Raw genomic sequence first — 12,244 nt, 5'->3', positions numbered from 1 at the left:
CGTCGCCGTGAACACGACAACGACCGAGCACGTCGATCTGCTGATCATCGGCGCCGGTCCGGCGGGCATGGCAGCTGCTCTGGCTGCTGCGCCTCACGGGCTGAGCATTGCCCTGCTCGACGACAACCCGCTGCCGGGCGGGCAGATCTGGCGCGACGGCCCACATGGTCAGGTGCCGAAACAAGCCCGGGACATGCGTGGGCAGTTGCAGGCTTTCAGCAACATTCGTCTGCACAGCGGCTGCAAAGTCGTCGCGCTGGCCGGGCCCAAGCGGCTGTTGCTGGAGGATGCCGAGCGCGGCTGGGTGTTGAGTTACGACACACTGATTCTGTGCACCGGCGCGCGGGAGCGGCTGCTGCCCTTCCCCGGCTGGACACTGCCGGGCGTTACTGGCGCCGGCGGTTTGCAGGCGCTGATCAAAGGCGGGCTGGCGGTCGCTGATGAACGCATCGTGATTGCCGGGACCGGCCCGCTGTTGCTGGCATCGTCGGCGACGGCGCAAAAGCACGGCGCCGAGGTCGTGCGCGTTGCCGAGCAGGCGCCCTTGAGCGCCGTCGCCGGATTTGCCGCCGGGCTGTGGCGCTGGCCGAACAAGGCGATTCAGGCGGTTACGCTGGCCAGTGCGGCTTATCGAACGTCGGCCTATGTGCTGGCGGCGCTGGGCACGGATCAGCTGGAAGGCGTGCGCATTCAGGTGGGTGACAAGATTGAAGAGCTTGCCTGCGAGCGTCTGGCTTGCGGTTTCAGTCTGGTGCCCAACGTCGAGATCGCCCAGGCACTGGGCTGTACCGTGCGGGATCAGGCCATCGTAGTGGATGACTGGCAGGCGAGCAGTCTGGCCGATCACTTCGCAGCGGGTGAATGCACCGGGTTCGGCGGCAGCGAATTGGCACTGGCCGAAGGCCGTATAGCCGGGCTGGTGGCTGTTGGTGATAAGAACACTGCACGAGGCTTGTGGGTTGAGCGGCAGCGCTGGCAGGGTTTCGCAGATCGGTTGAACAAAGCGTTCAGCCTGAACCCTGCGCTGAAACATCTGGCGGCGCCGGAAACGCTGGTCTGTCGCTGCGAGGACGTGCGTTATGCGGACCTTGCCGGACATGGCAGTTGGACCAGCGCCAAACTCGCCACCCGTTGCGGAATGGGCGCCTGTCAGGGGCGTATCTGCGGGACGGCGGCGCAGACGTTGTTCGGCTGGGAACCCCCGTTGTTGCGCCCACCCTTCAGCCCGGCGCGGATCTCCACCCTCGCCTGCCTGGATGAGGGCGAATCTGTTTGAAGTGAGTCTAGATCCCGACTAGGCGTCGCAGGGAAGATGCCGCATCATCGATCCCATCCTCCGCCCGGCCTTCCCGCCCGTGAACATGATTGACCTCATCCCCACCGCCCCCTTGCACGACCTCGATCAACTGCTCGCCAGCCTGGAATTGGTCGCGCCGCTGTTCGATGCCATTCCCGGGGTGGTGTTTTTCGTCAAGGACGCCCAGGCCCGCTATGCGCTGGTCAACCAGACGCTGGTGCAGCGCTGCGGTTTCAAGGAGAAAAGCCAGATCGTCGGGCTGACCGCCGAAGAAGTCTTCCCCGCGCGCTTCGGCCCGTTGTACACCGCCCAGGACCGCCGGGTGCTGGCCGATGGCAGGCAACTCAGCGATCAGCTGGAGCTGCACCTGTATTACGGCAATCAGCCGATCTGGTGCCTGACCCACAAGATCGCCCTGCGCGACCGGCACGGCGCGATCATCGGGCTGGCGGGCATTTCCCGGGACCTGCAGATCCTGCAGACGACCCATCCGGCGTATCAGAAGCTGGTCGAGGTGGACGCGTACATTCGCGAGCACTTCGCGCGGCCCATCACCCTTGAGCAACTGACGGCCATTGCCGGGCTGTCCATCGCCCAGCTGGAGCGGCACTGCAAACGCATCTTCCAGTTGACCCCACGGCAGATGATTCACAAGGCGCGGCTGGGTGAAGCGTCGCGGTTGTTGCAGGAAGACCTGTCGATCACCGAGATCGCCCTGCGCTGCGGGTACACCGATCACAGCGCGTTCAGCCGCCAGTTCAAGGCGCTGACCGGGGCTTCGCCGAGTGAGTATCGGGGTTCGCGGAAAATAGCTGAGTGAACGCGGTTTCGTAGGACCGGCTTTATCCAATGCCACTGGATAATCGCGGTGCCTTTGCAGGACTGGCTTTAGCCGGGAAGAGGCCCTTGTGTGCACCGTTGATTTTGCAGTGTGCCGATTGACGCTTTCCCGGCTGAAGCCGGTCCTACGATGATTGCAGTCCCGCTGGATGATTGCGGTGCGGCGCAGTCTGCGTCTTTCCCGCACCGCAACGTGCATCAATGAAGCACGCCCCACATTCCTGCTCCTTTATGTAACACCCCTCTCCTCTCCCAAACCACGCCGCTCTCCACGAGCCCGCTGATCCAGAGCCCTGCACGGCGTACCGGCAAAACGGGCACGCTGCATGCATATCAAATATCGTATACGAAATTACTTATCCGACCGTTCTTCCATCTGCACGCACCGAGGCTTCTATGAAAAACCAAGCTGTCGCCGTCGCCCTCCTCGCCGTCATGAGCTCGTCTTTTATCAATACCGCGCTGGCCGACAAGCTCGATGACATCATCGATTCCGGCAAGCTGCGCTGCGCCGTCACCCTGGACTTCCCGCCCATGGGCTCCCGTGACGACAAGAACAACCCGGTCGGATTTGACGTTGATTACTGCAACGATCTGGCGAAGGTGCTGGGCGTCACCGCAGAGGTAGTGGAAACGCCGTTTCCGGACCGCATTCCTGCGCTGGTTTCAGGCCGCGCGGACGTGATCGTGGCGTCGACCTCGGACACTCTGGAGCGAGCAAAAACGGTGGCGATGACCATCCCGTATTTCGCCTTCCAGATGGTGGTGCTGACCCGCGACGACGCCGGCATCAACAGCTACGACGACCTCAAGGGCAAGGACGTCGGCAACACCAGCGGCACGTTCGAAGCGATCGCCCTGGAGAAGGATCAGAAGAAATGGGGCAGCGGCAGTTTCCGCGCCTACCAGACCCAGAACGACACCATCCTCGCCGTCGCCCAGGGCCACATCAAAGCGTCCGTGGTCACCAACACCGTTGCCGCCGCCTCGATCAAATCCGGTAAGTACAAAGGCCTGAAGATTGCCGGTAACGCGCCCTACACCATCGACTATGTTTCCCTTGCGGCCAAGCGTAACGAGTACGGGCTGATTCATTACCTGAACCTGTTCGTGAACCAGCAAGTGCGCTCGGGTCGCTATGCCGAGCTGTATGAAAAGTGGGTGGGCGGCAAGCCGGTCGACCTGACGGTGCCGGGCGTCTATTACTGAGGGGACCGATCAGAGGGAGCGGACCGCGTAGGAGCGTGGCTTGTCCCGCGATCGGCGGGGAACCCGTCGTGAAACCCGGCAACCGGCTGGATCTGACACACCGCGTTTTCCGGTCCGCTGCCGGTTCCCGGCAGATCGCGGGACAAGCCACGCTCCTACGAGGTGATCGTCCCGCGCCCTGCTGATCGTTCCCACGCTCTGCGTGGTAATGCAGGGCCTGACGCTCTGCGTCAGAAAAGCGCAACGCGGAGCGTTGAAAGCGGCATTACCACGCGGAGCGTGGGAGCGATCAAACAGGTTGCAGTGCAAATTGGTTCGGTTCATTACTCAGGAGCCCACGATGTCTGAAGCCTCGTTGAACGGGCGCTGTCTTGTCTCCGGCAGCGCCCAGGGCGAATTGCTGTATGCCGACGTGGGCCTGAGTTTCTGGGGCGGGGTCGAGCCGTTTACCGGTGAAGTCATTGATCGGCATCACCCCCTCAGCGGCCAGTTCATCAACGGCCGGGTGCTGGCGATTCCCAGCGGCCGCGGTTCGTGTACCGGCAGCAGCGTGTTGCTCGAACTGATCCTCAACGGCCACGCGCCGGCCGCACTGGTCTTCGAGCGCGTGGAAGACATCCTCACCCTCGGCGTGCTGATCGCCGAGCAGATGTTCGGCCATTCGATCCCGGTGATCAGCCTCGGCGAAGCGGGTTTTGCGGCGCTGCGGGACGTCGCGTTCGTGCGGGTCGAGGATGACCGTGTGAACGGCTTTGCTTCCCTGCCGCCGCCCCTGCCTCGCGATCAAACAAACCAGACAAGTCATCGCCCGATCAGTCAGATTTCTCTCACCGAAACAGACCAGGGTTTTCTCGACGGCGCCTACGGCAAAGCCGCGCAAGTGGCGATGGGCATCATCCTGCGCATGGCCGAACTGCAAGGCGCAACCGAACTGCTGGACATCACCCAGGCGCACATCGACGGCTGCATCTACACCGGGCCGGCCAGCCTGCGTTTCGCCCGGCAACTGGTGGCCTGGGGCGGCAAAGTCCGCGTGCCCACCACCCTCAATTCCATCTCCGTGGACAAGCGTCGCTGGCGCGACCTGGGTGTTGACCCTGCCCTCGGCGAGCCGGCCAGCCAACTGGGCGATGCCTATCTGGACATGGGCGCGCGGGTGAGTTTTACCTGCGCGCCGTACCTGCTGGACAGCGCACCGGAGCTGGGCGAGCAGATCGTCTGGGCCGAGTCCAATGCGGTGGTCTACGCCAACAGCGTGATCGGCGCGCGCAGCCTGAAGTACCCGGACTACCTCGACATCTGCATCGCCCTCACCGGCCGCGCGCCGAAGATCGGCTGCCACCTGACCCAACAACGGCTGGCGACCCTGCGCATCGACGTCCCGGCACTGGACGGCCTCGACGACAGTTTCTACCCGCTGCTCGGCTATCACGTCGGGCTGCTGTGCGGCGCCACGATCCCGGTGATCTGCGGGCTGGAAAACAAGGCGCCGACGCTGGATGACCTGAAAGCGTTCGGCGCTGCGTTCGCCACCACGTCCGCTGCGCCGATGTTTCATATCGCCGGCGTGACACCCGAAGCCACCACCGCCGAACTCGCATTGGGCGGGCACGCGCCGGAGAAAACCCTGAGCGTCAGCCCGGCGGGCTTGCTGCACAGCTGGCGCGAACTGAACAGCGCGCAGACGCCGGAAGTGGACGCGGTGACGTTGGGCAACCCGCATTTCTCCCTGAGCGAATGCGCGACCCTGGCGCACCTGTGTGGCAGCCAGCGCAAGCATGAAAATGTGGCGATCGTGATCACCTGCGGCCGCGCCACCCTGGAGCGCGCGCGACAGGCCGGCTATGTCGCCACGCTGGAAGGCTTCGGCGTGCAGTTCGTCACCGACACCTGCTGGTGCATGCTCGGCGAGCCGGTGATTCCGCCGACCGCGCGCAACCTGATGACCAACTCCGGCAAGTACGCCCACTACGCTCCGGGGCTGGTGGGGCGCCGCGTGCATTTCGCCAGCCTGGCCGAGTGCGTACACAGCGCGATCACCGGGGTTGCCAGCGGGCGCCTGCCGGTCTGGTTGATGGCGGCGCACCAAGCGGAGGTCAGCGCAGATGTTTGATTACAACTTCCACTGGCGCGCGGCGTTCAAGGCCCTGCCCGATATGCTCAACGGCGCCTGGGTGACCTTCGAAACCGCCGCGCTGTCGATGATCCTCGGCGTCACCATCGCGCTGTTTCTGGTGTTCATGCGCCAAGGCAAAAACCGCCTGTTCCGGGGCTTCGCCGCCACCTGGATTTCCATCGCGCGCAACACGCCGTCCCTGTTCCAGGTGTACATCCTGTATTTCGGCCTGGGCTCGTTCGGCCTGCACATCAGCTCGTGGGCCGCGTTGCTCGCCGGCATCACCATCAACAACGCGGGCTATCTGGCGGAGAACTTTCGCGGCGGTCTGAAGGCCGTGCCCGACACCCAGTTGCGCGCCGCCCGTTCGCTGGGCATGAGCGCGCCTCAGGCCTACCGGCTGATCGTCATTCCGCAGTTGCTGCGCATCGTTTTCTATCCGCTGACCAACCAGATGGTCTGGGCCGTGCTGATGACCTCGATGGGGGTGATCGTCGGCCTCAACAACGACCTCACCGGCGTGACCCAGGATTACAACGTCAAGACCTTCCGCACCTTCGAATTTTTCGCCATTGCGGCGGTGCTCTATTACCTGATCGCCAAGCTGATCGTGGCCGTTGCCCGGCTGCTGTCCTGGCGGCTGTTCCGGTACTGAGGAGATGGGCATGTTCGAGAGCACGTTCACCTGGAACGACCTGCAATTCATGCTTCAGGGCGCCTGGGTCACGATTTTGCTTACCGTGGTGTCGATGTTCATCGGCACGCTGGCCGGGGTGGTCTGCGGCATGGCCCGCGCCCTGCTGCCACGCAGCACGATTCCGCTGGCGTGGGTGCTGGACGTGTTTCGCAGCGTGCCATTGCTGATTCAGTTCGTGCTGTTCAACGCGCTGAAAAGCATTGTCGGCCTGAACTGGAGCGCCTTCGCCGTGGCCTGCGTGGTGTTGGGCCTGTACGTCACCGCGTATTGCACGGAGATTGTGCGCAGCGGCGTGTTGTCGGTGCCGCTCACGTTACGCCGCGCCAGCCGTTCGCTGGGCCTGACGTACTGGCAGGACCTGCGCCAGATCGTCATGCCGATGGCCACCCGCGTGGCGTTTCCCGGCTGGATCAACCTGCTGCTGGGGGTGATGAAAGACACGGCGCTGGTGATGTGGATCGGCATCGTCGAACTGCTGCGCGCCTCGCAAACCATCGTCACGCGCATTCAGGAGCCGCTGTTGGTGCTGTGCATCGCCGGCCTGATTTATTACGTCATGAGTCTGGTGGTCGCTCGCCTGGGCGCCCGGCTGGAAACGAGGTGGCAGGAAAATGATTGAGATCGACAACGTGCACAAGTCATTCGGCGAGCTTGAGGTCATCAAGGGCGTGAGCCTGCAGGTGAACAAGGGCGAAGTGGTGTCGATCATCGGCGGTTCGGGCTCGGGCAAGTCGACGCTGCTGATGTGCATCAACGGGCTGGAATCGATCAAGAGCGGCAGCATTCGCGTCGACGGCACCGAGGTTCACGCCCGGGGCACGGACATCAACAAGCTGCGGCAGAAGATCGGCATCGTCTTTCAGCAGTGGAACGCGTTCCCCCATCTGACGGTGCTGGAAAACGTGATGCTGGCCCCACGCACGGTGCTGGGCAAAAGCAAGGCCGAAGCCGAGGCGCTGGCGGTCAAGCAACTGACCCATGTCGGCCTGGGCGACAAGCTCAAGGTGTTTCCCGGCAAGCTCTCGGGCGGTCAGCAACAGCGCATGGCGATTGCCCGGGCGTTGGCGATGTCGCCCGATTACATGCTGTTTGACGAGGCGACCTCGGCCCTTGATCCGCAGCTGGTGGGCGAGGTGCTGGACACCATGCGCATGCTGGCCGAGGACGGCATGACGATGATTCTGGTGACCCATGAGATTCGCTTCGCCCGGGACGTCTCCGACCGCGTGGCGTTTTTCCGCAACGGGCTGGTGCACGAGATTGGCACGCCGGATCAGGTGATCGGCCACCCGCAGCGTCCGGAGACGGCGGATTTTTTGAGATCGATCAATTAAGTAAATGAGGATTCAGCAGGAGGTCAATCCACGTTGTGGTGTTTGACATAACACATTTGTAGGAGCCGGCTTGCTGGCGAAAGCGTCCGTTCAGTCACCAGGGCGGTGAATGACACCACGTGTTCGCCAGCAAGCCGGCTCCTACAGGTCGATCTCCTTTATCAGTTCAACCGTGTCCGACAGAAGGGCCTCAAGGTCATGCGCTCATCGAAAGTGATTCACGTGGTCAGTTGTCACGCCGAGGGTGAGGTGGGCGATGTGATTGTTGGCGGGGTTGCGCCGCCGCCGGGGGACACGATCTGGGAGCAGTCGCGCTGGATCGAGAAGGACAATGTGCTGCGCAATTTCATGCTCAACGAGCCCCGCGGCGGCGTCTTTCGCCACGTCAATCTGCTGGTGCCGCCCAAGCACCCGAAAGCGCAGATGGGCTGGATCATCATGGAACCGGCCGACGTGCCGCCGATGTCCGGCTCCAACTCCCTGTGCGTGGCGACAGTGCTGCTGGACAGCGGAGTCCTGCCGATGACCGAGCCGGAAACCCGCCTGATCCTGGAGGCGCCGGGCGGGTTGATCGAGGCGATCGCCCAGTGTCGTGACGGCAAGGTGACGAGCGTCGAGGTGCACAACCACCCGTCTTTCGCCGATCAGTTGGACGTATGGATCGAGGTGCCGGGGCTGGGTTCGATTCAGGTCGACACCGCCTATGGCGGCGACAGTTTCGCCATCGTCGATTCGGTGAAGCTGGGCTTTTCCCTGACCGCCGATGAAGCGAAGGATCTGGTGGAAACCGGCCTGAAAATCACCAAGGCCGCCAATGAGCAATTGGGTTTCAGCCATCCGTTGAACAAGGACTGGAATCACATTTCGTTTTGCCAGATCGCCGCGCCGGTCAGCTTTGACGGCGGTGTGGCCCATGCGGCGAACGCGGTGGTGATTCGCCCGGGCAAGATCGACCGCTCGCCGTGCGGCACCGGCTGTTCGGCGCGGCTGGCGGTGTTGCATGCGAAGGGCCAACTGAAGGTGGGCGACCGGTTTATCGGGCGTTCGATCATTGGCTCGGAGTTTCACTGCAAGATCCAGAGCGAGACCGAAGTGGCCGGGCGCAAGGCAATCATCCCGAGCCTGTCCGGGCGGGCGTGGATCACCGGGACGCACCAGCACATGCTCGACCCGAGCGACCCGTGGCCGGAGGGGTACAAGTTGAGTGATACGTGGCCGGTGGGGTTGAAGCTGTAAATGCTGCGGCTGCTTTCAATAAATGCGAAACCGATTTTTCTGAATGAATGCAAAACCCTGTAGGAGTGAGCTTGCTCGCGATGCGTTGTGTCAGTCACCGCATCCGTCGCAGACACACCGCATCGCGAGCAAGCTCACTCCTACAGGGTATCGGGGCGGCCTGAAGTACTGATTAAACGCAGCAATCGTTGGGCGTGATTCGTCCGAAATTAAACGTATACGAAATACCTTTACTCAATCAGGAGTCAATCATGAGCCAGTCTGTATCCTGGAGCGGGGTCTTCCCTGCCGTTACCACGCAATTCAACGACGATTTCTCCCTCAATCTGGAGGCGACCCACAAGGTCATTTCCAACCTGGTGCGCGATGGCGTGTCGGGCCTGGTGATCTGCGGGACGGTGGGCGAGAACACCTCGCTGAGCGTCGCTGAAAAGATCAGCCTGGTGGAAGCGGCCAAAGATGCCTCGGCCGGGCGCGTGCCGGTGATTTCCGGCATTGCCGAGTTCACCAGCGCCAACGCCAGCGCTGTCGCCAAGGAAGTGCAGAAAGCCGGCGCTGACGGGATCATGCTGATGCCGGCGCTGGTGTACTCGGCCAAGCCCTTCGAAACCGCCACGCACTTCCGCACCGTGGCCGCCGCCACCGACCTGCCGATGATGGTTTACAACAACCCGCCGATCTACAAGAACGACGTGACGCCGGACATCCTCATCTCCCTGGCGGACTGCGACACCATCGTGTGTTTCAAGGATTCGTCGGGCAACACCAACCGCTTTATCGACGTGCGCAACGAAGTCGGTGATCGCTTCGTGCTGTTTGCCGGGCTGGATGATGTGTTGGTGGAAAGCGTCGCGGTGGGCGCGGTGGGCTGGGTGTCGGGGATGTCCAACGCCTTCCCGAAAGAGGGCGAGACGTTGTTCCGTCTGGCCAAGGCCGGGCGTTTTGCCGAGGCGATGGCGCTGTATGAGTGGTTCATGCCGCTGCTGCACCTGGATGCGCGTCCTGACCTGGTGCAGTGCATCAAGCTGTGCGAAGCGATCATGGAACGCGGCAGCGCCCTCACCCGCCCACCGCGCCTGGCGCTGCCGGACAGTGATCGGGAATATGTCGAGAAACTGATGAAGACCGCGTTGGCGAACAAGCCGGTGTTGCCGGATGTGGCGTTGTAACACGCGCTTTGATGGGGTGAACGAATACGTGAGCCCCGCACCATCTACGGTAGGAGCGTGGCTTGTCCCGCGATCTGGCGCGAAGCGGCAGCAAACTGACAACTGCGGGGAGTCAGGTGCCCCGCGTTTGCAGGTTTCACGACGACTGCGTCGCCGATCGCGGGACAAGCCACGCTCCTACGGTTTTGCGGCGGATGAGCCGGCGCATTCGCCCTTACACATTCACCACATTCACAAACCGCGAGGCGGCGGTTTCGTCGATGCGCAGGTGGGTGAAGTCGAACAGGTTGCGGTCCGCCAGTTGCGACGGCTGGACGTTCTGCAGGCTGCGGAAAATCATGTCGGAGCGGCCCGGGGTTTTGCGGTCCCAGTCCTGCAGCATGTCCTTGACCACCTGACGCTGCAGGTTTTCCTGGGAACCGCACAGGTTGCACGGGATGATCGGGAACTGCTTGAAGTCCGAATACGCCTGAATGTCCTTCTCGGCGCAATACGCCAGCGGACGGATCACCACGTTGCGGCCATCGTCGGCGCGCAGCTTGGGCGGCATGGCCTTGATGCTGCCCTGGAAGAACATGTTCAGGAAAAACGTCTCGACGATGTCGTCTCGGTGGTGCCCCAAAGCCATCTTGGTCGCGCCGATTTCATCGGCAAACGTGTACAGCGTGCCGCGACGCAAACGCGAACAGAGGGAGCAGGTGGTCCGACCCTCCGGGATCAATTCCTTGACCACCGAATAGGTGTCTTTCTCGACGATGTGGTACTCGACGCCCAATTGCTCCAGGTACGCCGGCAGGACGTGCTCGGGGAAACCCGGCTGCTTCTGATCCATGTTCACCGCGACGATGTCGAAGTGGATCGGCGCGACTTTCTGCAAATGCAGCAGCACGTCCAGCAGCGTGTAGCTGTCTTTGCCGCCGGACAGGCAGACCATCACCTTGTCGCCCTCTTCAATCATGTTGTAGTCCGCCACCGCTTCGCCCGCGAGGCGACGCAGACGTTTCTGCAGTTTGTTCTGATTGACTGAAAGGGTGCCCATGGCGCTGGTATCCGCTCGCTGTGGTGGGAAGAGACGTGGGGAAAGGGTCGGCATTTTACGCAAAAAGCCCCGGTTGGGTAATGCACAGCCATCGTGAAGCTCCCCCTGCTGTGGGAGCCGGCTTGCTGGCGAATTCCCGCGTCCAGTCGACAACGAAGTGTCCGCCGTGCCAGGTTCGCCAGCAAGCGGGCTCCTCCAAAAGCCCTACTCGTGCATCGGTTTGAATGGGCGGCTGATTACCACCCGGTATTAGCAGAGCCCTTGAACACCTCAATCGCTCTAAGCCCGCCGGTTTTCGGGTGCTCAGGTTTCTATACTGACCTGAGAGGTCGCAGCCATTTCCCTTGATCGATTGTGGCCTTGTCCTGACGGCATCTGGCGGTCGGGCGCTTCGTCGCAAGCGCTGGCATACATCACGGGAGTAACGGACATGATCCATCACGTCTTGGGGCTGTTCACCCACCCCGATCAGGAATGGCAACAGATACGTGGCGAAGATGAAGAAAGCATCGGCCATATGTACCTCACCCATACGCTGATCCTCGCGGCGATCCCGGCGGTGTCGGCGTACATCGGCACGACGCAGGTGGGCTGGCAGATCGGCGACCGGGCGCCGGTCATGCTGACCAGCGGCAGCGCAGTATGGATGGCGTTGATGTCGTACGCCGCCATGCTCGCCGGGGTGGGCGTCATGGGCGGTTTCATCCACTGGATGGCCCGCACCTACGACGCCACGCCCAGCCTGGCGCGCTGCGTGGCGTTCGCCACCTACACGGCGACGCCGCTGTTCCTCGGCGGGCTGGCCGCGCTGTACCCGCACATGTGGCTGGGGATGATGGTCGGGTTCGCGGCGGTCTGCTACACGGTGTATCTGCTGTACGTCGGTTTGCCGGTGTTCATGGGCGTACACCCGGACGAAGGCTTCATGTTCTCAAGCTCGGTGCTTGCGGTCGGGCTGGTGGTGTTGGTGGCGATCATGGCGTTTACGGTGGTGCTGTGGGGCGTCGGGCTCGGGCCGGAGTATACGAACTGATCAGGCCCCGATCCGCCGGAACACTGCATCATGTCGGCAATACCCCGCCCCGGTAGGAGTGAGCTTGCTCGCGATAGCGGTTCGACGGTTACGTGGTTTTACCTGACAGATCGCTATCGCGAGCAAGCTCACTCCTACAGAGGGTGCGCGGTGCCAGGCCAGGCCAGGTTGTCTCGTGCCGGATCATGTCGGGCCGGACGTTTTCGGTGCGAGCGCGCGCCTTCCATTCCAGCAGACCATTCGGCGCTTTGGGTTTTGGCGGTGCAGAAGCTTG

General features: G+C 62.5%; 11 protein-coding genes. 10 read left to right on the top strand and 1 reads right to left on the bottom strand.

The genetic code is table 11. The features are described 5' to 3' along the window. Positions 1-7: 7 nt before the first annotated feature. From ACQKEN_RS10730 to ACQKEN_RS10690, 9 genes are all read left to right on the top strand, one after another. Positions 8-1,276 (top strand): FAD-dependent oxidoreductase, encoded by a 1,269-nt coding sequence (locus tag ACQKEN_RS10730; RefSeq protein ID WP_427685438.1) that lies wholly within the window; start codon positions 8-10, stop codon positions 1,274-1,276. Between the two features lie 85 nt (positions 1,277-1,361). Continuing rightward, entirely contained in the window at positions 1,362-2,117 is a 756-nt protein-coding gene (locus ACQKEN_RS10725; protein WP_427685437.1) for a helix-turn-helix domain-containing protein, read from the top strand. 416 nt (positions 2,118-2,533) lie between these two features. Next, positions 2,534-3,346: a transporter substrate-binding domain-containing protein gene (locus ACQKEN_RS10720; RefSeq protein WP_192172921.1), complete on the top strand. Its 813-nt coding sequence runs from the start codon at positions 2,534-2,536 to the stop codon at positions 3,344-3,346. 340 nt (positions 3,347-3,686) lie between these two features. Next, positions 3,687-5,459 (top strand): aconitase X, encoded by a 1,773-nt coding sequence (locus ACQKEN_RS10715; RefSeq protein WP_427685436.1) that lies wholly within the window; start codon positions 3,687-3,689, stop codon positions 5,457-5,459. After that, positions 5,452-6,117 carry an amino acid ABC transporter permease gene (locus ACQKEN_RS10710; RefSeq protein WP_065992814.1) on the top strand — a complete coding sequence of 222 codons (666 nt, stop codon included), beginning with the start codon at positions 5,452-5,454 and terminating at the stop codon, positions 6,115-6,117. Before ACQKEN_RS10715 ends, ACQKEN_RS10710 begins: the two co-directional genes overlap by 8 nt. 10 nt (positions 6,118-6,127) lie before the next feature. Continuing rightward, entirely contained in the window at positions 6,128-6,778 is a 651-nt protein-coding gene (locus ACQKEN_RS10705) for an amino acid ABC transporter permease (protein WP_108120509.1), read from the top strand. Beyond that, entirely contained in the window at positions 6,771-7,493 is a 723-nt protein-coding gene (locus ACQKEN_RS10700; RefSeq protein ID WP_074892335.1) for an amino acid ABC transporter ATP-binding protein, read from the top strand. The genes ACQKEN_RS10705 and ACQKEN_RS10700 overlap by 8 nt, the downstream gene beginning before the upstream one ends. Positions 7,494-7,691: 198 nt before the next feature. Further along, entirely contained in the window at positions 7,692-8,729 is a 1,038-nt protein-coding gene (locus ACQKEN_RS10695) for a trans-3-hydroxy-L-proline dehydratase (protein ID WP_427685435.1), read from the top strand. A 251-nt stretch (positions 8,730-8,980) separates the two neighbouring features. Next, entirely contained in the window at positions 8,981-9,898 is a 918-nt protein-coding gene (locus tag ACQKEN_RS10690) for a dihydrodipicolinate synthase family protein (protein WP_427685434.1), read from the top strand. A gap of 214 nt (positions 9,899-10,112) precedes the next feature. On the opposite strand, the gene ttcA is transcribed toward ACQKEN_RS10690, so the two are convergent. Continuing rightward, complete coding sequence (ttcA, locus tag ACQKEN_RS10685) at positions 10,113-10,937, bottom strand: tRNA 2-thiocytidine(32) synthetase TtcA (protein WP_427685433.1); 825 nt, start codon at positions 10,935-10,937, stop codon at positions 10,113-10,115. A 430-nt stretch (positions 10,938-11,367) separates the two neighbouring features. Here ttcA and ACQKEN_RS10680 point away from each other — a divergent pair, with 430 nt between their 5' ends. Further along, positions 11,368-11,970, top strand: a complete 603-nt coding sequence (locus tag ACQKEN_RS10680; protein WP_427685432.1) for a Yip1 family protein — start codon at positions 11,368-11,370, stop codon at positions 11,968-11,970. Positions 11,971-12,244 lie beyond the last annotated feature (274 nt).

The organism is Pseudomonas sp. NPDC078416 (assembly GCF_050268485.1).
Taxonomy (GTDB): Bacteria; Pseudomonadota; Gammaproteobacteria; order Pseudomonadales; family Pseudomonadaceae; genus Aquipseudomonas.
This window is presented reverse-complemented; position numbering and strand designations above follow the sequence as displayed.

What these genes read in the sequence shown, in the direction of transcription:
- ACQKEN_RS10725 (WP_427685437.1), top strand. Translation starts at nt 1,362, where the DNA reads ATGATTGACCTCATCCCCACCGCCCCCTTGCACGACCTCGATCAACTG.
- ACQKEN_RS10720 (WP_192172921.1), top strand. Translation starts at nt 2,534, where the DNA reads ATGAAAAACCAAGCTGTCGCCGTCGCCCTCCTCGCCGTCATGAGCTCG.
- ACQKEN_RS10715 (WP_427685436.1), top strand. Translation starts at nt 3,687, where the DNA reads ATGTCTGAAGCCTCGTTGAACGGGCGCTGTCTTGTCTCCGGCAGCGCC.
- ACQKEN_RS10710 (WP_065992814.1), top strand. Translation starts at nt 5,452, where the DNA reads ATGTTTGATTACAACTTCCACTGGCGCGCGGCGTTCAAGGCCCTGCCC.
- ACQKEN_RS10705 (WP_108120509.1), top strand. Translation starts at nt 6,128, where the DNA reads ATGTTCGAGAGCACGTTCACCTGGAACGACCTGCAATTCATGCTTCAG.
- ACQKEN_RS10700 (WP_074892335.1), top strand. Translation starts at nt 6,771, where the DNA reads ATGATTGAGATCGACAACGTGCACAAGTCATTCGGCGAGCTTGAGGTC.
- ACQKEN_RS10695 (WP_427685435.1), top strand. Translation starts at nt 7,692, where the DNA reads ATGCGCTCATCGAAAGTGATTCACGTGGTCAGTTGTCACGCCGAGGGT.
- ACQKEN_RS10690 (WP_427685434.1), top strand. Translation starts at nt 8,981, where the DNA reads ATGAGCCAGTCTGTATCCTGGAGCGGGGTCTTCCCTGCCGTTACCACG.
- ttcA (WP_427685433.1), bottom strand. Translation starts at nt 10,937, where the DNA reads ATGGGCACCCTTTCAGTCAATCAGAACAAACTGCAGAAACGTCTGCGT.
- ACQKEN_RS10680 (WP_427685432.1), top strand. Translation starts at nt 11,368, where the DNA reads ATGATCCATCACGTCTTGGGGCTGTTCACCCACCCCGATCAGGAATGG.